We start from the raw sequence: 22,518 nt of genomic DNA, 5'->3' as shown, positions 1-22,518 counted from the left end.
CTTGTGGGCCTCAATCCAGCTTGCGGGCCTCGTCGACCAGCATCACGGGAATGCCGTTGCGGATAGGATAGGCCAACCCGGCCGATTTGCTGATCAGTTCCTGACGCTCGGCATCGTAGTCAAGACGCCCCCCGGTGCGCGGACATACCAGCGCCTCTAGCATCCGGCGGTCGAAAAGCGGTCCGTCCATCACTGCATGATCTCCTCGGTGTTGCCGCCGCGCAGGGAATACTCGATCAGGGTGACCAACGTTTCGCGCCGCGTGGACAGGCAAGGGGCCTCAAGCAGGGCCTGCTTGTCTTCGGGATCGAAATCCAGAAGCATCGAAAGCGAGTTGATCAGCAACTCGTCATCGGCATCCTGCAGGCTTTCCCAATCGGTCTGCAATTCGCGCGCGGTGAAATAGCGCGACAGCAGGTTCATGAAGGCTTCGCGGTCGAAACCGCTATCGGTTTCGTCCCGGCCCAGATCCCTCTCGAACCCGGTCCATGACACCTCGCACCGGCGATAGGGGGTGAAACCCGTCACTTCCCGCAGCACGCGGAAGCGGGACATGCCCGACAGCGTGATCAGATAGCGCCCATCCTCGGTTTCAGAGAATTGCGTGACCCGGCCCGCGCAACCGATCTGGTGCAATCCGTTTCCATCGCGTCCGGGGACGGCATTCGGTTGCACCATGCCGATCAGGCGTTCCGGCGTTTTCAGCGCATCCTCCAGCATGGCGAGGTAGCGCGGCTCGAAGATGTGCAATGGCAACCGCGACCGGGGCAGCAAAAGCGCCCCGGGCAGCGGAAACACCGCGATCACGTCCGGCATGTCAAATGTCTTGCCCATACCATGCGACCTAGCCCAACAAACCCATCAGGCAAATATCATTGAAGACAGCTTGCGCCGACCGTTCAAAACGACGGGGTCATTGGCTTTCAACGCGTCAAAAATGGTGAAAAGCTGCTGCTTGGCGGCACCGTCGTTCCATTCCCGGTCACGACGGAAGATTTCCAGAAGCGCATCCACCGCCTCCTCCATTCGGTTGTTGGCCTGCAACGCCAGCGCCAGATCGAACCGCGCCTGAAGGTCGGCCGGATTGGCATCGACCGCGGCCTGCAGTTCGGCAACCGGACCGGCCCCTGCGGCCTGCCGCGCCAGTTCAAGCTGGGCATGGGCCGCTTCCAGCGGCGCGGCCTTCGCGATCTCGGCGGGTGCGCCGTTCAGCACGGCCTCGGCCTCGTCCAGATCGCCCTTGGCGATGTGACATTGCACAAGCCCGGCATAGGCCGCGACATTGGCGGGATCTTCTTCGAGGATGGCGGCAAAGGTTTGCGCCGCATCGTCGATCGCACCTTCGGCCAGCATCGCCTCTGCGGCCTCGATCGCCTCGGCCAGACCACCGTCACCGGCCAGTTCGGCCAGGCGCTTGACGAAGGCCTGCGCCTCGGAAGCGGGCACCGCCCCCTGGAAAGCATCGACCGGCTGACCCTGCCAGAAGGCATAGACGGTGGGGATCGACTGCACCCGCAACTGCGCCGCGATGCGCTGGTTCTGGTCCACGTTGACCTTGACCATCTTCACCGCGCCTTTGGCCGCCTCGACAGCGGCCTCAAGTTGCGGACCAAGCGTCTTGCAGGGGCCGCACCAGGGCGCCCAGAAATCCACGAGCACCGGCACCGTCATCGAGGCATCGACAACCTCGGCCATGAAATCCGCCTCGGACACATCCATGATCACTGCCTTGTCGGCGGCGGGCTGCTTTTGTCCCAGTTCCAGCATCTTCCGTCATCCTTGTCTGCAAATCTGCGTGGCACCCGATCGGGGTGCATTCATCATCCTATATGGGGTGACATATTCGTGAAATCAAAGGTCAAAGGTTGCAAAGACAGGCGCGTGATCGCTGGGCTGCTCCCAGCCGCGCGCCGCGCGCAACACGCGGCTGGAGTGTCCTGCCTGTGCGATATCCTTCGTGGCCCAGACATGATCCAGCCGGCGCCCCTTGTCGGCGGCATCCCAATCGGCCGCGCGATAGGACCACCAGCTGTAAAGCTGCCCCTCGGGTATGTCGGCACGGGTCACATCGACCCAGGCGCCGGACTCCTGCACCTGTCCCAGGTGGTCCACCTCGACGGGCGTGTGGCTGACAATCTTGAGAAGCTGCTTGTGGTTCCACACGTCATCTTCGCGCGGGGCGATGTTCAGATCGCCGACAAGGATCGACCGTTCGGGCCGGTCGCCATGGAACCAGTCGCGCATCTCGGTCAGGTAATCCAGCTTCTGGCCGAACTTGTCGTTCACCGTGCGATCCGGCACATCGCCGCCTGCGGGAACATAGCAGTTGTGGATCACCACGCCATTGGGCAGCCGCGCCGCCACATGACGCGCATGGCCAAGGCTGGCGAAATCCATCTCGCCCATATCCTCGAGCGGCAGCTTGGACAGGATCGCCACCCCGTTATAGCCCTTTTGCCCACGTGCGACCATGTGGTGGTAACCCAGCGCCTGGAACCCCTCCAGCGGGATCTTGTCCACCGGGCTTTTGCATTCCTGCAGGCACAGCACATCGGGGGCTTCCTCGGACAGAAGCTTGCACACAAGCCCTTCGCGCAGCCTGACCGAGTTGATGTTCCAGGTGGCAAGGGTAAAGGTCATAGTCTGCTCCGTTCCAATGGTTCGGAGGCAGGCCTAGCACATGGGACAGCCAAGCGGGAGGGGGGTGTCACCCTGATCGCGCTTCAGATCGACACACGCGACAGCAAGGTCGCGCGGTCTACGCGCGCCTTGGGATCACGCAGCACGACAGACCCGCGGTTCAGCGCCACGAACTCATCGGCAAGCTGATAGGCAAAGTCGAAATACTGCTCGACCAGGACGATGGCGATCTCGCCCTCGTCGCGCAGGGCCTCGATCACCCGGCCGATCTGCTTGATGATGTTGGGCTGAATGCCCTCGGTCGGCTCGTCCAGCAGCAGCACACGCGGTTTGGTGATCAGCGCCCGCGCAATCGCCAATTGTTGTTGCTGCCCGCCCGACAAATCACCGCCGCGCCGGTCCTTCATCTCGGCCAGGACCGGGAACAGCTCGTAAATCCGGGGCGGGATGGCCTTGTCGCCGCGTGGCAAGCAGGCAAAACCCGTCGTCAGGTTCTCGGTCACACTCAGCAGGGGAAAGACCTCGCGCCCCTGCGGCACATAGGCGATGCCCGCGCGCGCGGCCTGAAAGGCGGTCGGATGATCCAGCGGCTTGCCATCCAGCATGATCGTGCCGCCGGAATAGGGATGCCGCCCGGCGATCGCCTTGAGCAGGCTGGTCTTGCCCACGCCGTTCGTGCCCATGACGGCCGTCACCTGCCCCGGCTTGGCAGTCATGGAAATCCCGTTCAGGATCTGGCTTTGGCCGTATTTCAGGGTCAGGTCGGCAATTTCCAGCATCTCAGCGCCCCAGGTAGACGTCGATGACGTCCTGATTTTTCGTGACATGGTCCAGACTGCCTTCGGCCAGCACCGAACCTTCATGCAGCACCGTCACCTTGCAGTTCAGTCGCCGCACGAATTCCATGTCATGTTCGACCACCACGACCGCGCGGGTCTGCGCGGCGCGCACCAGCAGTGCGGTCGTATGCTCCCGCTCCGCAGGGGTCATGCCCGCCGCCGGCTCATCCACCAGCAACAACTGCGGATCCTGCGCCAGCAGCATCCCGATCTCCAGCCATTGCTTTTGCCCATGGCTCAACTCGCCCGCCCGGCGCGGCAGGTCTTCGGTCAGGCCGATCTCTTCCGCAATCTCGTCGATCCGCGCGGCGGTCGCGCGGCTTTTGCGGTAGAACAACACATCAAACGGCCCGCGCGGGTTCTTGAGCGCCATGGCCAGGTTTTCCCGTACCGTCTGCGCCTCGAACACCGTGGGTTTCTGGAACTTGCGCCCGATCCCCTGCCGCGCGATCTGGCTTTCGGACAGGTCCAGCAGGGATATGCTGCGCGGACCCCAGATCACCCGCCCCTCGTCCGGTTTGGTCTTGCCGGTGATGATGTCCATGAAGGTGGTCTTGCCCGCACCATTCGGCCCGATCACCGCGCGCAACTCGGCCTGGCCGATGCTGATCGACAGGTTGTTGATGGCGCGGAACCCGTCGAATGTGACGCTGACGCCGGACACTTCCAGAAGCGTGCTCATGGCTCGCCCTCCTCACGGCGCCAGGCGCCCTTGTCGGGGCCGTAATCGCCCTGCCGGTCCGCCACGGGTTTCAACACGATCAGGTCGAACAGCCCGCCGATCCCCTTGGGAAAGAACAGCGTGACCGCCACGAATGACAGGCCCAGCAGCACCAGCCACCAATCTGTCCAGTTGATCGTGTAGAAGCCGAGGTTGACAGCCGGGGCCGATCCGCCCGTGAACCAAGACGACAGCAGCGACACGAAAGCCGCGCCGATCACCGCGCCATAAAGCCGCCCGCGCCCGCCGATGGCGACCCATACCGCAAGGTAGATCGAGGCGATGGGCGCGATTTCGGCCGGGTTGATGATGCCCGCCTGCGGATAGTAAAGCGCCCCCGCAATGGCCGCGACGATGGCGGTCAGGGTGAAGACGAACAGCTTGTAGCTTTCGACATGATAGCCCAGGAACCGCACGCGGCTTTCGTTGTCGCGGATGGCGCGGATCACGCTGCCCATCTTGCCGGACACGATCCAGGCGAAAAGGACATAGCCCAACCCCAGCGCCAGCGCCGAGGCCCAGAAGAACGCGATCGAGATCACCGATTGCGGCACCGCATCGAGGCCGGGGATATTCTGCAATCCCGACAGCCCGTTATTGCCGCGCAATCCGCTGTCGTTCTGGAACAGGTAAAGCGACAGCGCCAGTGTCATCGCCTGCGTCAGGATCGACAGATAAACACCCGTCACCCGGCTGCGGAACGCCAGCCAGCCAAAGACCAGCGCCAGCAGGCCCGGCACAAGAACGACCATCAGCAGTTGCAGCGTCAGGGAATGCGAAAACGCCCAGATCAGCGGGAACTCGGACGAGCCCACCACGCCGAATATCTGCGTGGCAATAGCATCCGTGACCTCGGTCTCGGTGGGCGGCAGCGGCGCGTTGGCCAGCGATTCCACCACGATCAGCTCGGTCCGGGCATACATCAGCCACATCCCGATGGCATAGCCGCCCAACCCGAAAAACGCGAAATGCCCCAGCGACAGGATCCCGCAATAGCCCCAGACGACATCCATCGCGATGGCGATCAGGCACAGGCACAGGGTCTTGCCCAGCGTCTTGACGAAAGAGGTCGAGATCAGCCCGACCCCCGTCACCTCGGACATCAGCGTGACCGCGACGGTAAAGACCGACAGCGCCAGCAGGAACCACAGGACCGAAGGGTTGCGTGCAATGAAGGAACGGTTCATGCGCGGCCTCCGTCGCGGCGGGGGGTCAACCCCCCGCACCCCCCGGGATATTTGGGGCAAGAAGAAACAGAAGCGGTACTTGCATGTGACATGGCGTCAATCCCCCGCCGCACGGCCCTTGAGGGCGATGATGCCCTTGGGCCGGAACTGGATGAACAGGATGATGAACAGGATCATGTAGGTCTGCGCCGCCAGCGTATTGCTGGGGTTCAGGAACTCGATCCCCTTCTGCAGAAAGCCGATCAGCGTGGCCCCGGCCAGTGTGCCCCAGACATTGCCGACACCGCCCACGACAACGGTCATGAAGCTTTGCACGATGTAATCGGCGCCCATTTCCGATGTGACCTTGGCGTAAAGTCCGATGGCCACGCCCGCGATCCCCGCGATACCGGACCCAAGGCCGAAGGTCAGCATGTTGATCCGGTCAGGGTTGATCCCCATCGATGCCGCCATGCCGGGGTTCTGGGTCACGGCGCGAACCTCCAGCCCCAGGCGCGTGCGTTTGAGGATGTAGATCAGCAACCCGAGGAACATCAGCGCCAGCACGAAGATCGCGACGCGGATCATGCTGATCGACACCACCTCGTTGAAGGTCAGCGTGCCGCTGAGCCAATCGGGCGAGGTGAGCGGCCGCGCCTGGGTGCCGAAGATGTTCTTGGCCAACTGCTGCAGCGCGATGGAAATGCCGAATGTGGCCAGCAGCGTTTCCAGTGGTCGGTGATAGAGCCAGCGGATCACAAGCCGCTCCATGGCCACACCTGCGGCGAAGGTGACGGCAAAAGCCAGTGGCAAGGCCAGCAGCAGCGACAGCGTGTAATCCGGGATGAAAAGCTGCACCACATAGCCGGTATAGGCGCCCATCATGATGAATTCGCCATGCGCCATGTTGATTACCCCCATCACGCCGAAGGTGATGGCCAGGCCGATGGCGGCCAGAAAATAGATCGAGGCCAGCGACAAGCCGTCCAGCGCCAGATCCGCCGCCTGGTTCAATCCGACCTTGAACTCGATCGCCTCCAGCGTGGCCGCGGCCGCAGCGGTAATCGCGGGATCGGGTTCGGCATAGAGCAGCACAAAGCGATGCGCGGCCAAGGCCATCGCCTGATCGTCAAGCGTCACCAGCGGCGGCACGGCACCGGTGGCGGCCAGGGCGTCATAAGCCGCTTCACGCGCGGCGTCCGTGGACAGGCTGGCCACCGGAATGCCAGCGACGGCATCGCCATCCATGGCGGCGATCAGCGCATCCTTGATGGTCGCGACACCCGTCAGCGGCGGTGCGAAACCCGCCTCGACAAGACGGGTATAGGCCTCGACCTCGGACAGCGCATCGGTTCCGGGCTCCAGCACTGCGGCAATGTTGCGATCCGTCGGAAGTTCGGCGAACACTGCGGGCGCGCTTGTCAGGATCAGGTTCAGCACGGCACGGGCGTCCACACCCAGATCACCTTCAAGGCTTTCGATGGCGGCGATCCGTTCGGCAGGCGTTTCGGCAAAACGGGCGGAAAGCAGCCTTTCCAGCCGGATCTTGCGGGCTTGAAGGACAGGATCGGGTTCTGCCGCGATGGACAGGCGCAGCGGTTCCAACTGGTCCTCGGAAGGGCTGCGGTCAATCGCGTCAAGCGCGGCAAGCCGCCGGGCGGGATCATCATCCAGCAACTGGAACGCCACAAGCGCGGATCCGATCACGCGCCGCACCCCGGCATTGGGACGCAGTTCGCTCATGTCGGCACTTTCCGCCTGACCGGCATCCTGCCCCGTGTCCACGTCGACCAGGGCATATCCCCCTTCAGCCTTGGTGGCATAATAGAACAGCCCATCGCTGGACCGCAGGTAAACACCCCGGTCGCGCCAACGCTCCAGGAACACGGGCACCCCGGGAAGATCGCTGTCCAGCAAGGCTGCGACAAGACCATCGACCGTGCTGCGCGACGGGTTTGCCACGGCATCGGCATTGGCCTGAAGCAACGACTGAAGGGGCGCAACGCTGTCTTGCGCGCGGGCCGCGGTCAGGCCCAGGGCAATCGCCAAGGCGCAGCAGATAAGGCGGAAGATCATGATAAGTCCTTGACCGAAGGGCCGGTGGCCGGGGGCGCGGATCACCGCCCCCCCGGCATTTGGGTCAGTAGTTCGAGGTCAGCTGGACACAGGTCTTGGTCACGGTGTTGTACATCCCGCAGCCCAGATCCTTCCAGTCGCTGGTCAGAACCGCCGAATCCGGCAGGTAGTCGGTCCAGGCATCGCCATCGACTTCGGGGGTCTGGCTGATGATGTCGAACTGACCATCGGCGCGGATTTCACCAATCAGCACCGGCTTGGCCAGGTGATGGTTCGGCAACATCACGGCGGTCCCGCCGGTCAGGTTCGGGAATTCCTGCCCGTACATGGCCGTACGCACGGCATCCACATCCGTGGTGCCTGCCGCGGTTGCCGCATTCACCCACATGTTGAAGCCGATGTAATGCGCCTCCATCGGGTCGTTGGTCACGCGGTTCTCACCGGCAAAGGCTTTCCATGCAGCGATGAATTCCGCGTTTGCAGGCGTGTCGGCGGATTGGAAATAGTTCCAGGCCGCGAGGTGCCCGACCAGTTCGGATGTGTCGAGACCCGACAACTCCTCTTCGCCGACCGAGAAGGCGACGACGGGAATATCCTCGGCTGAAACACCGGCAGCGGCGAGTTCCTTGTAGAAGCCGATATTCGCGTCACCATTGATGGTCGAGATCACGCCGACCTGCTTGCCATCGGCCCCGAGGGCGACCACATCGGCCACGATCGTCGCCCAGTCGGAATGACCAAAGGGCGTGTAGTTGACGAAGATGTCCTCTTTCGGGATGCCCTTCGAGATGAGGTAGCTTTCAAGGATGTTGTTCGTGGTGCGCGGATAGACATAGTCCGTGCCCAGAAGGGCGAATTTCTCGACGCCCAGTTCCTCAAGGAAATAGTCCGTCGCCGGGATGGCCTGCTGGTTCGGGGCCGCACCCGTGTAGAAGACGTTGCGCGACGATTCCTCGCCCTCGTACTGCACGGGGTAGAACAGCAGACCGTTCAACTCCTCGATCACCGGCAGCACGGATTTGCGGCTGACGCTGGTCCAGTTGCCGAAGATCACGTCAACCTCGTTCACGGTCAGCAGTTCGCGCGCCTTTTCCGCGAACAGCGGCCAGTCAGAGGCCGGATCGACCACTACCGCCTCAAGCTGGCAGCCAAGCAGCCCGCCCTTGGCGTTCTGCTGGTCGACCAGCATCAGCATGACGTCCTTCAGCGTCGTTTCGGAAATGGCCATGCTTCCGGACAGCGAATGCAGCACGCCGACCTTGATCGGGCAATCCTGCGCTGATGCAGCGCCGGCGCCGGCGCCGGCCATGATCGCCGCCACGGCAAGCGCGGTAAATTTCGTTCCATGTGTCATTGAATAATATCCCCAGTCGCTTATCTGCGGGATGGGCCTTTTGTCCCGCATGGGCCAGCAAGTGGCACGGCGGGTCATCTGGCCATCCGCAACATGTGTGTTGCAGTCGCGCAGGGGGTGTATCTGCCAGGATCGGCCCTCTGCGCGGCCTCGGCGCGTCGCCTGCATGGCAACGGCTGTCCCAATTCAGAACAGACGATGCTGCGCTTGCAACAAGCCGCTTCGCAGGTGCAGCATTTTTAGGACATCAACAGGGCAAAGTGACCGATTCGAAGCATTTGCCTATTTTTTGGAAGAAATGCGTCCGGGGGTTGGGCGTTCCGGCGATGCCCGTGCCACCGGAACGGGCATCGCGGCACCCGCCCGAAGAATCACCGGATGGTTTTGCGGGTGGGCAGGCCCTGGCCGCAAAGGTTCGGCCGCCGGGAATCCAGGCTTGCCGATATGACGATGTCCCCTTGCAACCCGTGATCGCCATGATCAAGGAATGGAACCTTCCCGCAAATGTCCATGAAAGCCAAACAGTTGTTTCGCAATGCGATACAATGCGGACGATCGCAGGACCCCGGACAAAAAAAACCCCGGCACCAGGCCGGGGCAGTCCAACAGGGAGGTGCATATGATGACCCGCATATGCGACGGGGTCTCGTGAAATGCTGTAGAAAAATTAATCCTAATGGCAGGATACCACTTTGATCTGCATCAAGACAGTGGGCCCCATGCAGACATGTCGAAAGTGCATCCCTTATGCAACAAGACGGTACCCACCCGATTCCGTGACAAGCAGCCGCGCGTTCGAAGGATCAGGCTCGATCTTTTGACGCAGGCGGTAGATATGTGTCTCAAGCGTGTGGGTCGTAACGCCTGCATTATAGCCCCAGACCTCGTGCAAAAGCACATCACGCGGCACCACGCCTTCGGTCGCACGATAGAGGTATTTCAGGATATTCGTCTCTTTTTCGGTCAGGCGGATCTTCTTGTCGTCCTCGGTGACCAGCATCTTCATCGCGGGCTTGAACGTGTAGGGCCCAAGCGTGAAAACGGCATCCTCGCTCTGCTCATGCTGGCGAAGCTGCGCGCGGATCCGGGCCAGCAGGACCGGAAACTTGAACGGCTTGGTGATATAGTCATTGGCCCCGGCATCCAGGCCCAGGATCGTATCGGCATCACTGTCGTGGCCGGTCAGCATCAGGATCGGGCACTTGACCCCCTGCTTGCGCATCAGCCGGCACAGTTCGCGGCCGTCCGTATCGGGAAGGCCAACGTCAAGAATGACCAGATCATAAAGCGCTTCCTTCGCGCGCTTCATCGCCTCTGACCCGTTTCCGGCCTCAAAGACATCGAAGTCCTCGGTCATGACAAGCTGCTCGCTCAGCGCCTCGCGCAGATCCTCGTCATCGTCCACCAGCAGTATTTTCTTCAATTGTGCCATAGGTTTCCCTCCTGTGCTTGCGGACAAGATGCGCCTGCGGGACAATGCCGACAAGACAGGGTGCCATTCTCTCACGCTGTCGTGTAAAGCAGTGTGCAAATGTTTCAGATAGAAGCGTAAAACCCAGATCGCAGCACGCATAGGCGCAACAAACGGCATGAGCTTCAGCCCTGATGTTACAGAAATCCTGGCCCGCGCCCGCGCAGATCTGCGCATGGGCGTGCCCGTTGTGCTGACGGAAAACGGCACAGGCGTTCTTGTACTGGCCGCCGAGACGCTGGATGCGCAAAGGCTGGCGGATCTGCACGCGCTGGGTGGCACACCCGTTCTTGCCCTGACCGCGCGGCGCGCCGAGACGCTGAAGGCCCGCGCCTATGACGGTGATCTCGCCCGCGTGGTCCTGCCCCACGGATCAAGCCTGGCCTGGGTCCTGGGTGTCGCAGATCCGGCGGATGACCTGAAAACGCCGATGAAAGGCCCGCTTGTCACGCAACGCGACGGCGCGGCCGATCTGCATCGCCTGGCTGTGATCCTGACCAAGACAGCACGGCTCTTGCCGGCTGCGCTGGTTCTGCCCCTGGCCGATCCGGCCGGTTTCGCCGCCAACCACGGCCTGACCCGGATCGACGCACACCGCGCCCGCCCGCTGCTGGCCGCAGCACCCGAACCCCACCCAGTGGTCAGCGCGCGCCTGCCGGTATCCGCCGCAGAGGCGGGAAGGCTGCATATCTTCCGCCCCGAAGATGGTGGCGAAGAACATTACGCCTTCGAGATCGGCCAACCCGCCCGCGACAAGCCCGTTCTGGCGCGGCTTCATTCGGCCTGCTTTACCGGCGATGTGCTGGGCAGCCTGAAATGCGACTGCGGACCGCAATTGCATGGCGCCTTGGCGCAGATGGGCGAAGAAGGGGCGGGTGTGCTGCTCTATCTCAACCAGGAAGGGCGCGGCATCGGCCTTGCCAACAAGATGCGCGCCTATTCCCTGCAGGACCAGGGTTTCGACACGGTCGAGGCGAACCATCGCCTGGGCTTCGAGGATGACGAGCGCGATTTCCGCCTTGGCGCCGAGATCCTCAAGTCGATGGGCTTCACCTCGGTGCGTCTGCTGACCAACAATCCGCGCAAGATCGCGATGATGGAAAAGCAGGGGATCACCGTGACCGAACGCGTGCCGCTGAAAGTGGGGGAAAACGCCCATAACCGCGCCTATCTTGCCACCAAGTCCGCCAAATCGGGACATCTGCTGTGACCACCGCGCGCGCGGCAGACATGGTTCTGACCCCGATGGGCCTGCGCTTTGCGGGCCGTACCTTCCCCTGCTCCATCGGGCGTGGCGGTATCAGCGACACGAAACGCGAAGGCGACGGTGCAACCCCGCGCGGCATCCACGGCATCGTGGGCATGCTCTATCGCCCCGACCGCATGGCGCGCCCTGCCGATTGGGCCCTGCCGATCCGCCCCGGCGACCTGTGGTCCGACGATCCCCGGCACGAGGATTACAACCTCATGGTCCGCGCACCCTACCCCTACAGCCACGAAAGGCTGCGCCGCGCCGACCCGCTTTATGATCTGATCCTGATCACCGACTGGAACTGGCCCCGCGCGGAACGCGGGCGCGGCTCGGCCATTTTCATCCACCAGCGCCGCCGCGCGGGATACCCGACCGAAGGCTGCATCGCCCTGCGCCGGGATCACCTGCAATGGATCGCCGCACACCTGCGCCACGGCTGTCGCCTGATCGTGGCATGACCCTGGGTTTCTTCTTGCTCTAAATATCCACGGCGCGACGCGTCAGTCGTAAGCCCGCTCTCCGAAGATGGCCGATCCCACACGGATATGCGTAGCCCCCAGCGCGATGGCGGTTTCGAAATCGCCGCTCATCCCCATCGACAGGCCGGACAGCCCGTTGCGCTCCGCGATCCTGGCCAGGAGGGCAAAATGCAGCGCTGGCTCCTCATCGACCGGGGGAATGCACATCAACCCCTGCACAGGCAGATCCAGCGCCCGCGCCTCGGCCACGAAAGCATCCGCGTCTGACGGCATCACCCCTGCTTTCTGCGGCTCTTCTCCGGTGTTGATCTGCAGGAAAATGTCGGGACAATATCCCATCTCTTGCGCCAGCCGCGCGATGGTCTGGGCCACCTTGGGACGGTCCACGGAATGGATCACCTGGAACAGCTCCATGGCCTGCCGCGCCTTGTTGGTCTGCAAGGGCCCGATCAGATGCAGCGCGATGCCGTCATAAGTCTTGCGGAATTCGGGCCATTTGCCGGCCGCCTCCTGCACACGGTTTTCGCCAAAGACGCGGTGGCCCTGGTCCAGTACGGCGGCGACCCGTTCATTCGGCTGCACCTTCGACACCGCGATCAGGGTCACGCTGTCCTCGGCCCGTCCGGCGGCGGCGCAGGCTTTGGCGATTCGGGTCTTGATCTCGGACAGTGACATGGCATTCACCCTGGTTGTTCGGCCTGGGCGCATGAAAACACCATGTCCGCGCAAAAGAAAAGGGCAGGTCCGAAGACCTGCCCTTCCTTGTTCAACTCTGCGTTCTGGATCAGAACGAGAAGAAGATACCAGCCGAAACCAGGTTGTCGCCTGCTTCGTTCTGGGTCCAGCCGCCTTCAACCGAAGCGCCGCCGCCCAGGCCGTAGGAAGCACCCAGGCCGAAGGTTGCATCGGTGCCGTTGTTTTCGTCAGCAGCGAAGCCGTAGACGTACAGAGCGTCGTTTGCTTTGTAGCCAGCGCGCAGCGAGATCTTCTCTGCGGTCACACCGGTGTAGTCGGTGTCAGCATAGGACAGAGCTGCGTCGAACGCGCCGAAGCTGCCGCCAACCGAAGCGAACAGGATGCTGTCGCCGTCACGTGCGCCGTCGTTCCACTCTTCGTAAGCGACTGCAACTTTGTAGTCACCGAAGGCGTAGTTTGCGCCGATACCGTAGGAGGTGTCGGTGCTGTGTGCGTGCAGGCCCAGGCCGTTCATGCTGTACAGAACTTCAACGCCATCGGTCGCGCCTGCGCCACCGCTGGAGTATGCGGTCCAGCCGAACACGCCGCCGTTGGAGATGGTGTTGGCTGCCAGCGAACGGAAGCCGTTGCCTTCCAGGCCAACGCCAGCCGATTTGGTCGGCAGGTACAGGTTCGGAGCAGCTTCGATCACACCCAGGATGTTGCCCATCGCGATGGTCAGGCCACCGGTGGTTGCGTAGAAGCGAGCGCCGTTACCGCCAGCGTTTGCCGAGTTCTCTTCGGCCTGGAAGCGCTGACGCACACCCAGGGTCAGGCCGCCATCGGTTTCGGTGGTGGCGTCGAACTGCAGGCGCAGACGGCTTGCGGTGTTGATTTCGTCAGCGCCGGCTGCGACGCCGTCGTTGTACAGTGCGCCAAAACGTGCGTAGCCGGAGACTTTGACGTCTGCGACAGCAACACCAGCGGTAGCGACCAGCGCGGTAGTTGCGATAAGAAGGTTGCTGACGCGGCAGCAGTAGAATCCGGTTGTCTGCCCGGAATGTTGCGAAAATGGGACATCCATCTGCTGGCTGCGGCGTGATCGCCTCGGGCCGGGAAAGCGGATTTTCGGCCGATCTGTCCGATGCCGTTTGACCTGTTTTCGTCATCACCTGGCCCATCGGACCCGGGAGGCGGGCGTCTGTCGGAGAACGGAAAGTGGCCGCCTGTGCCCGGATCGTCCCGGATGCGTTGTTGTGCGGTTGGTGCGCCCAGATCGCATCGCCCCGATCACGGCCACTTCTGCGTCATTCGCGCAAAAGTTGTGATGCATGTCTTCATGATCCATAGATGAAACTGGTGACCCCGGCAGGATTCGAACCTGCAACCTGCCCCTTAGGAGGGGGCTGCTCTATCCTGTTGAGCCACGGGGCCACGCAAAAGTGCTTTACCCCGGCTTGCGTGCTTGAACAAGGCCGACGCTTGTCGCAAGGTTGCCCCAAGAGGTCATTCAGGAAACGCCAGCTTGAGCCGCAACGATCACCGCCCGCTGACCCTGCGCGACGTGTCCGAGGCGTCCGGGGTTTCTGAAATGACCGTCAGCCGCGTTCTGCGAAATCGCGGCGATGTATCCGATGCGACGCGTGACAAGGTGCTGCGCGCCGCCAAGGCCCTGGGCTACGTGCCCAACAAGATCGCGGGCGCGCTGGCCAGCCAGCGGGTCAACCTTGTGGCCGTGATCATCCCGTCACTGTCCAACATGGTCTTTCCCGAGGTGATGACCGGGATCAGCCGCGTGCTGGAGGGCACCGATCTGCAGCCCGTTGTCGGGGTGACGGATTACCTGCCCGAGAAAGAGGAAAAAGTCCTCTACGAGATGCTGTCATGGCGGCCTTCGGGCGTGATAATCGCAGGGCTGGAGCATTCAGATGCCTCGCGCGCGATGATGCGGGCCTCGGGCATTCCCGTGGTCGAGATCATGGATACCGATGGCACGCCAGTGGATGCGATGGTGGGCATTTCCCATCGTCGTGCCGGGCGCGAGATGGCCGAGGCGATCCTGGCGGGCGGGTACCGGCGGATCGGGTTTCTGGGCACGCAGATGCCGCTGGATCACCGGGCGCGCAAGCGGTTCGAGGGCTTTACCCAGGCGCTGGCCAAGGGCGGGGTCGAGATGGCTGATCACGAGTTCTATTCCGGTGGATCTGCCCTGGCCAAGGGGCGCGAGATGACGCAAGCGATGCTGACGCGCACGCCTGATCTGGATTTTCTGTATTTTTCCAATGACATGATCGGTGCAGGCGGTCTGCTGTGGCTGCTGGAGCAGGGATATGACATCCCGAACCGGATCGGTCTTGCCGGCTTCAATGGCGTGGAATTGCTGCAAGGCCTGCCACGTCGCCTTGCCACGATGGATGCATGCCGCGCCGAGATAGGGCGCCGCGCCGCCGAAATCATCGTGGCGCGCACGCGCGACGAGGAGGCCGAAACCTCGGTCGTGCTCAAGCCGCAGATCAGCTACGGTGACACGCTGCGCCGGCCTTGACCCATGGCCACGCCGCGTCTGTCCAATCCCCTCGCAAGGCGTCTTTTTCTGGAACGCCATGCGCTGTCGGCACCTGTGCCCGCGCGTGGCCTTGAAGGCCTGTCAGAGCTTGTCGCGCAGCTGGGGTTCGTTCAGCTGGACAGCATTGCCACGGTGGAACGCGCCCATCACATGATCCTCTTCGCCCGCTGTCCGTCCTACAGGCCCGCAGATCTGGATCGTCTGCTGGGCGCAGAGCGCCGGCTTTTCGAACACTGGACCCATGATGCCGCCGTGATTCCGACCGCGTTCTATCCGCATTGGCACTTGCGCTTTGCCCGCGATGCCGAAGCCTTGCGGGGGCGCTGGGAAAGATGGCACCGCCACGATTTCATCGCGCGCACAGAGGCGGTTCTTGCGCATATCCGCCAGCACGGCCCGGTCTGTTCCGCCGATCTGAGGGGCGATGCGCCGCGCAAGACGACAGGCTGGTGGGACTGGCACCCGGACAAGACCGCGCTGGAATACCTCTGGCGCAGCGGCGACCTTGCGGTCACGGGCCGGACGGGTTTTCAGAAATACTATGACCTGGCCGAACGGGTCATCCCCGCCGACCTGCGGTCTCGGCACCCTGATGCCGCGGAAACCATCGACTGGTGCTGTTCCGCCGCGATGGATCGCCTGGGGTTTGCCACGCCGGGGGAGCTTGCGGCATTCTGGGCCACCGTCACCCCGGCCGAGGCACGGGAATGGTGCCATGATCAGATGCGCGCCGATGCCCTGATCGAGATCGAGGTCGAGTCCATGGATGGCGGCCACCGCCGCGCCTTTGCGCGACCAGACGTGATTGAGGCCGCAACGGCGGCGCCGATGCCCACGGGGCGTTTGCGGGTGCTCAGCCCATTTGACCCGGCCCTGCGTGACCGCAAGCGGGCGGAACGGCTGTTCGGCTTCCACTACAGGATCGAAGTGTTCACCCCGGCCGCGAAACGCATCTATGGGTATTATGTCTTTCCCCTGTTCGAGGCCGATCGTCTTGTTGGCCGGATCGACATGAAGGCCTATCGCCACGAAGGCACCCTGCGCGTGAGGGCCTTGTGGCCCGAGCGAGGCATCGCATGGGGAAAGGGCCGACAGGCGCGGCTTGAAGCCGAATTGCACCGCGTCGCCCGCTTTGCTGGCTGTGACCGCGTGGAATGGCTGGATGGCTGGCGGCGCAAGTCTGTCTGATCCTGCGCTGCGGTACAGAGCGGTTTTTTGGATATTTGAAGCAAGAAGAAACAGGCGGCGGTGACTAGAGAACCTTGATCACGTCCTTGTCCACCGCCAGCATGTAGCCGCGTCGCGCGATGTTCTTGACCAGCAGCTCGCTGACCATCTGGTTGCCCAGCGTGTCGCGCAGTCTTTTGATCCGGGTGGCGCCTGCCGCTTCGTCGCAATCGGCGGCGCTGCGGCCCGAAACGATCGCCTCGATCTCGGCCCCGCTCAGCACATCGTCATCCAGCCGCGCCTCGGCCAGAACAGACAGGGTTTCCATTGCCGCATCTGTCAGCTTGAAACCCATGTTGTTCAGATAGACCGTATTCTCCTCGCGGCTGATCAGCAGGGATGAGACCTGGATGCCCGAGCTTTCGATCTGCGCCATACGCCGGTTCAAGCCCACGAGCATCGCAAGCAGGGCAAGTGCCGCGATCAGAAGGGCGCTGGCAAAGACCAGCAGGACGAAGATCGCCACCCGGTAGGAGGCCAGCGTTTCCGAGAATGCCGTGCCGCTTTGGGCAAGGATTTCCAGCAGCTTGATCTCGGCTTCGGTGGTCAGGTCGTCATTCGCGACGAACAGGGCCTCGACCTTTCGGTTGAAGGCATCGGCATCCGGCAGGTTGCGAAACAGCAGGACGGCGGTAATGCCGAGAATCGCGACTATCCCGGCAAGGCCGAGGGTGACGATGCGATTGCCCGCGCGCCGGGCCTCAGAAGCGGAGGTAATATTGTCCTGCACTGCGCTTTCTTTCTTCCAGGCCAGAGGCGTCGAACAGGGACAGAACGTTCAGCAATGTCCAGCCATTCCTTTCAAGGCGCGCGGCGATCTCTGTCCGCGCCTGATCCTGTGAACAGGTCCCGGCAATCTGCGCAACACCGTAGTGCAACCGCAGCGGATTGTCGCGCTTGGCCTTGTAGTCGGCATAGCAGTCAGCGGCGCTTGCGCTGGAAGCAAATCCCAGCAGAAGGGCGGCGATCAGGGGAAAGCGTGCGTTTTTCATGCGATGAAGATGCGCCGACATGTCCGGATATTCAATAACGCCGCGCATCGGGACCGCCTGTTATCGGATAACCGGGCGACGATATTGCCTGTCCTTGACCCGGCGCCCCAGTCTTGGCCATGCGATCCGCCAGATAGCCGGAACGCCATCACCTCTCACGATCATCCGCTTGGAGATCACAGAAACGGAAAGGAAGACGCATGGCACGGAAATTCATCGCCTCGGTTCTCACGGCGGCGATCGTCATCACCGGGTTCAATGCCGCGCCGGCGCGGGCCGACGGGCGCGAGCTTGCACAGGCCATCGCCGGGATCGCGGCGGTCGCCATCATCGCAAATGCGCTGAACGACAAGCGCAAGAAGGACGCGCCGCAGGTGGGCAGCCGCGATACGGGCTATGACCATGGCCGGCAACACGGCTACGTCCAGCCGCAACATGGCTACGTCCAGCCGCAACAGGAATGGCATGGTGGTCGTCACCTGGCCCCGCGCCCGCTGCCGGATCGAGTGGCGCGCAAGAGCCTGCCTGCGGTCTGCCTGCAAACGGTCGAGGACCGGCGCGGTCGTGCGGTCAATGTGCTGGGGCAGCGTTGCCTGCAGAACAACTTCCGGGGCGCGCAGTACCTGCCGCAATCCTGCGTCGTCGATTTCCAGTCGCATCGGGGCTGGCGCAGCGGGTATGACGCAAGATGCCTGTCGCGTGCGGGCTATTCCATCGCCCGGCGTTGAACCGGATCATCCCGGCCTTTTGCACAGGTCAGGACAGGGGGCCATCCGGATGGCCCCCTTTTCCATTGCCAATCGGGCCGATCTGCGGTTTCTGACAGGTCATGAACGGACCGGATTTCAGCTTTGAAGATGCGCTGATCGCGCAGGGCCTGACCCGGATCGCCGGTGTCGACGAGGTCGGGCGCGGACCGCTGGCGGGTCCGGTGACGGCGGCGGCCGTGGTCCTGGATCCCGCGGGCCTGCCCGAAGGGCTGAACGATTCCAAGCTATTGACCGCAAGGCGGCGCGAGGCGCTGCGCGAGGCGATCATGACCAGCGCCGAGGTGTCCATCGCCCATGCCAGCGTGGCGGAGATCGACGATCTCAACATCCTGCGCGCCAGCCATCTTGCGATGGAGCGCGCGATTGCCGGATTGGCGCGGCCACCCGATCATGTGCTGATCGACGGCAACCTGATCCCGCGCGGCTTGACCCTTCCCGCGACGGCCATCGTGAAGGGGGATGCCCGCAGCCTGTCCATCGCAGCGGCCTCGATCGTGGCGAAAATCACACGCGATGCGATCATGTGGGATTTGGCGCAACAGTTCCCCGGCTATGGCTGGGAGGCGAATGCGGGCTATCCGTCAAAAAGTCACAGATCGGCGCTGCAAGATCTTGGTGTGACCCCTCACCATAGGCGTTCTTTCAAGCCCGTGCACAATATCTTGTATCAACCTAAAAATGTAAGTGACTGATTTAAAAAAGAAATTGACCGCGAATCGCCTTTGACTCATCTTTGACCCAACCACAGAGCGCAAAAAGCGCCGGGGCAGAGGCAGAGAATGACGACAAAGACAGATACCAAGGGCGCAGCAAAGCTGCCGCTCAACACGATCATCGCAGGCGACTGCATCGAGGTGATGAACAGCCTTCCTGAAGGCTCGGTTGATCTAATCTTCGCGGATCCCCCCTATAACCTGCAGCTCAAAGGTGATCTGCACCGCCCGGACAATTCCCGTGTCGATGCCGTGGATGACCACTGGGACCAGTTTGACAGCTTCGCCGCCTATGACCGGTTCACGCAGGACTGGCTGACGGCGGCGCGCCGCCTGCTCAAGCCGAATGGCGCGATCTGGGTGATCGGATCCTATCACAACATCTTCCGCGTCGGTGCGGCGATGCAGAACGCGGGCTTCTGGCTGCTGAACGACGTGGTCTGGCGCAAGTCGAACCCGATGCCGAACTTCCGTGGCAAGCGCTTTACCAATGCCCATGAGACGATGATCTGGGCCAGCAAGTCGGAAGGTGCCAAGTACACCTTCAACTACGAGGCGCTGAAATCGCTGAATGACGGCGTGCAGATGCGCAGTGACTGGGTGCTGCCGATCTGCACCGGACATGAGCGTCTGAAGGATGACAACGGCGACAAGGCCCATCCCACGCAAAAGCCCGAAAGCCTGCTGCACCGGGTGCTGGTCGGGTCGACCAATCCGGGCGATGTGGTGCTGGACCCGTTCTTCGGCACCGGCACGACCGGGGCCGTGGCCAAGATGCTGGGCCGCGAATTCATCGGGATCGAACGCGAAGAGGCCTATCGCCGCGTCGCCGAGAAACGCCTGTCCAATATCCGCAAGTTCGACCGCGAGGCCCTGCAGGTCTCGGCGTCCAAGCGGGCAGAACCGCGCATACCCTTCGGCCAGCTGGTCGAACGCGGCATGCTGCGCCCCGGCGAAGAGCTGTGGTCGATGAATGGCCGCTTCAAGGCCAAGGTGCGCGCCGATGGCACGCTGATCGGCGATGATATCAAGGGATCGATTCACCAGGTTGGCGCCCATCTGGAAGGCGCGCCCAGCTGCAACGGCTGGACCTACTGGTGCTTCCGTCGCGATGGCCAGACCATCCCGATCGACCTTCTGCGCCAGCAGATCCGGGCCGAGATGGAAAACGGCCCCAGCTGATCCTGACAGGACTATGCGAACACCGCCGGTGTTCATGGCCTGACTTCATGAACACCATACTGCTCCGCCATATTACGGCGGAGCTTTTTTATGTGACGGGGCGAGGTTCCCCCGGCTGCCTTCAGCGCGGGTGCGGGTTAAGCGCCTTGTTGTAGGGCTTCCAGTCCGTGATCTCGGGGTAATACATCTCGCGCCAGCGGCGAACGCGCGGATTCATGATGCGGCGCCAGACCGGCGGCACCATCGCCGCCATGGTCATCAGCGGGTAGCCATGGGGCAGTTGCGGCGCCTCGGCATCGGTATAGTTCTGCAGCAAGGGAAAACGCCGGTCGGGTTTGTAATGGTGGTCCGAATGGCGTTGCAGGTTGATCAGCAACCAGTTCGACGCCTTTTGCGCGGCGTTCCAGGAATGCTGCGGTTTGACATGCTCATACTTGCCGTCACCCAGATGCTTGCGGGTCAGGCCATAGTGTTCGATGTAATTGACCAGCTCCAGTTGCCAGATCGCGATCCAGGCCTGCCACAGGAACAGGGCCAGCCCCGCCCAGCCACCCAGCACGACCGCCAGCAGCAGCATCGCACCCTGCAGCGCCCAGTAGCGGAAAAAGGGGTTCGACAGGTCCGTCCAGGGCAGATCGCGCCGCGCCAGCATCTCGCGTTCCGCCTTGAAGGCCGAGGTCAGCGATTGCCGCAGCACGCGCGGAAAGAAGCGATGAAAGCCCTCGTTGTAGCGCGCGGTGACCGGATCGCGCGGCGTGCCGACATAGCGGTGATGCACCAGCAGATGTTCCGACCTGAAATGCGAATAAAGCACCATCGCCAGCAGCAGATCGCCCAGCGTCCGCTCGGTCTTGTTCTTCTGATGCATCAGTTCGTGGCTGTAGTTGATGCCAACGGTCCCGGTGATCACGCCGACGCCGAAGAACAGCACGATCTTTTCCAGGCTCGACAGATGGCCCGTATGGGTCACGTACCAGATCAGGCCGAACAGCGTCACGAACTGGGCCGGGGCCCAGATGAGGGTGATCGCCCGGTACCACGTCAACCTGCCCTCTTCGATCGCGGGATCCGCGTTGTCCGTGTTCAGGCCCAGCAGCGCATCCAGCAATGTGAAGAAATACCATGTCACGATCGGCAGAAGGATGACCGTCCAGCCCCCTTGCGTCGCCCCCAGCCAGGCGATGGGTATCAGCATCAGCGACATCCAGAAAGGAAGGGCGCGCGTGATGCGGAGGGCCTGATCGTCAGGGATGAACTGGGGCATGCGTGGCTCGGTCAAATGGTTCACGGGTTACATAACAGTGTCGAAGGCGGGTCTTGCAAGGTCAAAGACCTTACGCATGACCGTGGGCAGATCCGATGGCCGAAAGGCGGCGGTATCAAGGAATTCGCCATGTTCGGGGCGCGCGTCTTGCGGAAGGATCGCGATCCGGATCTCCAGCAGCAGGTGAAAATGGGTGAAGGTGTGACGCGCTTCGGCACCAAGAGGGCGCCAATCCGCCTTTACCGGCGGGGCTTCGGTTGGCGCGCCCTCGATCCAGTCGCTTCCGGGCCAGCCCAGCATGCCGCCCAGAAGCCCGCGATCAGGGCGTCGTTCCAGCAGCCATGCACCGTCATCCCGCCGCGCCACATAAGCGATGCCGCGCCGGACGGGCTGCGCCTTTTTCGGGGTCTTGCGGGGCAGGTCAGCGGCCGTGCCTGCGGCCCGCGCGCGGCAGGGATCGCGCCAGGGACAGATGCCGCAGGCGGGGTTTCGCGGGGTGCAGATGGTGGCGCCCAGGTCCATGACAGCCTGCGCATAGTCGCCGGGCCGTTTGGCTGGCGTCAGCGCGGCGGCTGCGGCGGTCAGTTCGGGCTTGGCACCGGGTAGCGGCGTGTGGATGTCATACAGCCGGGCCGTGACGCGTTCGACATTGCCGTCGACCACGGTTTCCGGCCGGGCGAATGCGATCGCCGCGATGGCCGAAGCGGTATAGGGCCCGATGCCGGGCAGCGTCAGCAGGGCATCGCGGGTGTCGGGAAAGACGGCGCCGTGATCCGCCACCACGGCCCGTGCGCATTTCAGCAGGTTCCGGGCCCGCGCATAATATCCAAGACCCGCCCATTCGCCCATGACCTCGGCATCCTCGGCGGCGGCCAGATCGGCCACAGTGGGCCAGCGGGTGGTGAAGCGGTGGAAGTAGTCCTTGACCGCCGCCACCGTCGTCTGCTGCAGCATCACCTCGGACAGCCAGATCCGGTAGGGATCAGGCCTGACACCCGCGCGGCTGTCCTCGGGCGGGACGCGCCAGGGCAATGCGCGGGCATGGCGGTCGTACCAGTCCAGCAAGCTGGCAGGCAGGGCCTCTGCCCGATCTTTCGGCTGTGACGCGTCACGCAATGTTTATACCTCTTG

General features: G+C 62.8%; 23 protein-coding genes and 1 tRNA gene. 7 read left to right on the top strand and 17 right to left on the bottom strand.

Annotation, left to right across the window (positions count from 1 at the left end):
- Positions 1 to 10: 10 nt before the first annotated feature.
- From ACMUJL_RS13320 to ACMUJL_RS13275, 10 genes are all read right to left on the bottom strand, one after another.
- A complete protein-coding gene (locus ACMUJL_RS13320) occupies positions 11 to 190 on the bottom strand; it encodes a Trm112 family protein (protein WP_068291092.1) in 180 nt (59 codons plus the stop codon).
- Positions 190 to 834, bottom strand: coding sequence for an LON peptidase substrate-binding domain-containing protein (locus tag ACMUJL_RS13315; RefSeq protein ID WP_068291091.1), 645 nt, complete (start codon positions 832 to 834; stop codon positions 190 to 192). The genes ACMUJL_RS13320 and ACMUJL_RS13315 overlap by 1 nt, the downstream gene beginning before the upstream one ends.
- Positions 835 to 861: 27 nt before the next feature.
- Positions 862 to 1,767: a tetratricopeptide repeat protein gene (locus ACMUJL_RS13310; RefSeq protein WP_375573560.1), complete on the bottom strand. Its 906-nt coding sequence runs from the start codon at positions 1,765 to 1,767 to the stop codon at positions 862 to 864.
- Positions 1,768 to 1,851: 84 nt separating this feature from the next.
- Entirely contained in the window at positions 1,852 to 2,640 is a 789-nt protein-coding gene (locus tag ACMUJL_RS13305; RefSeq protein ID WP_068291087.1) for an exodeoxyribonuclease III, read from the bottom strand.
- 83 nt (positions 2,641 to 2,723) lie between these two features.
- Positions 2,724 to 3,419, bottom strand: a complete 696-nt coding sequence (gene urtE / locus ACMUJL_RS13300; protein WP_068291086.1) for an urea ABC transporter ATP-binding subunit UrtE — start codon at positions 3,417 to 3,419, stop codon at positions 2,724 to 2,726.
- A gap of 1 nt (position 3,420) precedes the next feature.
- Positions 3,421 to 4,161 carry an urea ABC transporter ATP-binding protein UrtD gene (urtD, locus tag ACMUJL_RS13295; RefSeq protein ID WP_068291085.1) on the bottom strand — a complete coding sequence of 247 codons (741 nt, stop codon included), beginning with the start codon at positions 4,159 to 4,161 and terminating at the stop codon, positions 3,421 to 3,423.
- On the bottom strand, positions 4,158 to 5,387 hold the full coding sequence (gene urtC, locus ACMUJL_RS13290; protein ID WP_068291083.1) for an urea ABC transporter permease subunit UrtC: 1,230 nt from the start codon (positions 5,385 to 5,387) through the stop codon (positions 4,158 to 4,160). Before urtC ends, urtD begins: the two co-directional genes overlap by 4 nt.
- 96 nt (positions 5,388 to 5,483) lie before the next feature.
- The gene (gene urtB / locus ACMUJL_RS13285; protein ID WP_068291082.1) at positions 5,484 to 7,442 is read right to left on the bottom strand and encodes an urea ABC transporter permease subunit UrtB; all 1,959 of its coding nucleotides are present in this window, start codon (positions 7,440 to 7,442) and stop codon (positions 5,484 to 5,486) included.
- 64 nt (positions 7,443 to 7,506) lie between these two features.
- Positions 7,507 to 8,751: an urea ABC transporter substrate-binding protein gene (gene urtA / locus ACMUJL_RS13280; RefSeq protein WP_375573899.1), complete on the bottom strand. Its 1,245-nt coding sequence runs from the start codon at positions 8,749 to 8,751 to the stop codon at positions 7,507 to 7,509.
- Positions 8,752 to 9,541: 790 nt separating this feature from the next.
- Positions 9,542 to 10,228: a response regulator transcription factor gene (locus ACMUJL_RS13275; protein ID WP_068291081.1), complete on the bottom strand. Its 687-nt coding sequence runs from the start codon at positions 10,226 to 10,228 to the stop codon at positions 9,542 to 9,544.
- Positions 10,229 to 10,385: 157 nt separating this feature from the next.
- Between ACMUJL_RS13275 and ribA the strand changes: the two genes are divergently transcribed.
- On the top strand, positions 10,386 to 11,477 hold the full coding sequence (gene ribA, locus ACMUJL_RS13270) for a GTP cyclohydrolase II (protein WP_375573565.1): 1,092 nt from the start codon (positions 10,386 to 10,388) through the stop codon (positions 11,475 to 11,477).
- Positions 11,478 to 11,497: 20 nt separating this feature from the next.
- Positions 11,498 to 11,977 carry a L,D-transpeptidase family protein gene (locus ACMUJL_RS13265; protein WP_068291305.1) on the top strand — a complete coding sequence of 160 codons (480 nt, stop codon included), beginning with the start codon at positions 11,498 to 11,500 and terminating at the stop codon, positions 11,975 to 11,977.
- A 42-nt stretch (positions 11,978 to 12,019) separates the two neighbouring features.
- Here ACMUJL_RS13265 and ACMUJL_RS13260 read toward each other — a convergent pair whose 3' ends face one another.
- The 3 genes from ACMUJL_RS13260 to ACMUJL_RS13250 all read right to left on the bottom strand — a co-directional run bounded on the left by ACMUJL_RS13260 (position 12,020) and on the right by ACMUJL_RS13250 (position 14,107).
- Positions 12,020 to 12,673, bottom strand: coding sequence for a YggS family pyridoxal phosphate-dependent enzyme (locus ACMUJL_RS13260; RefSeq protein WP_068291078.1), 654 nt, complete (start codon positions 12,671 to 12,673; stop codon positions 12,020 to 12,022).
- A 109-nt stretch (positions 12,674 to 12,782) separates the two neighbouring features.
- Positions 12,783 to 13,757: a porin gene (locus tag ACMUJL_RS13255; RefSeq protein ID WP_416914311.1), complete on the bottom strand. Its 975-nt coding sequence runs from the start codon at positions 13,755 to 13,757 to the stop codon at positions 12,783 to 12,785.
- Positions 13,758 to 14,030: 273 nt separating this feature from the next.
- Positions 14,031 to 14,107, bottom strand: a tRNA-Arg gene (locus ACMUJL_RS13250).
- 91 nt (positions 14,108 to 14,198) lie between these two features.
- Here ACMUJL_RS13250 and ACMUJL_RS13245 point away from each other — a divergent pair.
- Both ACMUJL_RS13245 and ACMUJL_RS13240 read left to right on the top strand, forming a co-directional pair.
- The gene (locus ACMUJL_RS13245; RefSeq protein ID WP_068291021.1) at positions 14,199 to 15,218 is read left to right on the top strand and encodes a LacI family DNA-binding transcriptional regulator; all 1,020 of its coding nucleotides are present in this window, start codon (positions 14,199 to 14,201) and stop codon (positions 15,216 to 15,218) included.
- A 3-nt stretch (positions 15,219 to 15,221) separates the two neighbouring features.
- Positions 15,222 to 16,427 carry a winged helix-turn-helix domain-containing protein gene (locus tag ACMUJL_RS13240; RefSeq protein WP_375573627.1) on the top strand — a complete coding sequence of 402 codons (1,206 nt, stop codon included), beginning with the start codon at positions 15,222 to 15,224 and terminating at the stop codon, positions 16,425 to 16,427.
- A gap of 64 nt (positions 16,428 to 16,491) precedes the next feature.
- Here ACMUJL_RS13240 and ACMUJL_RS13235 read toward each other — a convergent pair whose 3' ends face one another.
- Together ACMUJL_RS13235 and ACMUJL_RS13230 are read right to left on the bottom strand one after the other, a co-directional pair.
- Entirely contained in the window at positions 16,492 to 17,196 is a 705-nt protein-coding gene (locus tag ACMUJL_RS13235) for a winged helix-turn-helix domain-containing protein (protein ID WP_068291025.1), read from the bottom strand.
- Positions 17,168 to 17,458, bottom strand: coding sequence for a hypothetical protein (locus tag ACMUJL_RS13230; RefSeq protein ID WP_068291297.1), 291 nt, complete (start codon positions 17,456 to 17,458; stop codon positions 17,168 to 17,170). The genes ACMUJL_RS13235 and ACMUJL_RS13230 overlap by 29 nt, the downstream gene beginning before the upstream one ends.
- A 200-nt stretch (positions 17,459 to 17,658) precedes the next feature.
- Here ACMUJL_RS13230 and ACMUJL_RS13225 point away from each other — a divergent pair, with 200 nt between their 5' ends.
- The 3 genes from ACMUJL_RS13225 to ACMUJL_RS13215 all read left to right on the top strand — a co-directional run bounded on the left by ACMUJL_RS13225 (position 17,659) and on the right by ACMUJL_RS13215 (position 20,123).
- Complete coding sequence (locus tag ACMUJL_RS13225; RefSeq protein ID WP_375573624.1) at positions 17,659 to 18,186, top strand: hypothetical protein; 528 nt, start codon at positions 17,659 to 17,661, stop codon at positions 18,184 to 18,186.
- Positions 18,187 to 18,287: 101 nt separating this feature from the next.
- On the top strand, positions 18,288 to 18,920 hold the full coding sequence (locus ACMUJL_RS13220) for a ribonuclease HII (protein WP_375573622.1): 633 nt from the start codon (positions 18,288 to 18,290) through the stop codon (positions 18,918 to 18,920).
- An 87-nt stretch (positions 18,921 to 19,007) separates the two neighbouring features.
- Positions 19,008 to 20,123: a site-specific DNA-methyltransferase gene (locus ACMUJL_RS13215; protein WP_375573620.1), complete on the top strand. Its 1,116-nt coding sequence runs from the start codon at positions 19,008 to 19,010 to the stop codon at positions 20,121 to 20,123.
- Positions 20,124 to 20,244: 121 nt separating this feature from the next.
- Here ACMUJL_RS13215 and ACMUJL_RS13210 read toward each other — a convergent pair whose 3' ends face one another.
- A complete protein-coding gene (locus ACMUJL_RS13210) occupies positions 20,245 to 21,387 on the bottom strand; it encodes an alkane 1-monooxygenase (RefSeq protein WP_375573618.1) in 1,143 nt (380 codons plus the stop codon).
- A gap of 27 nt (positions 21,388 to 21,414) precedes the next feature.
- Entirely contained in the window at positions 21,415 to 22,503 is a 1,089-nt protein-coding gene (locus ACMUJL_RS13205) for an A/G-specific adenine glycosylase (RefSeq protein ID WP_375573616.1), read from the bottom strand.
- Between the last annotated feature and the right edge of the window lie 15 nt (positions 22,504 to 22,518).

The organism is Seohaeicola sp. (assembly GCF_048006315.1).
Lineage (GTDB): Bacteria > Pseudomonadota > Alphaproteobacteria > Rhodobacterales > Rhodobacteraceae > Seohaeicola.
This window is presented reverse-complemented; position numbering and strand designations above follow the sequence as displayed.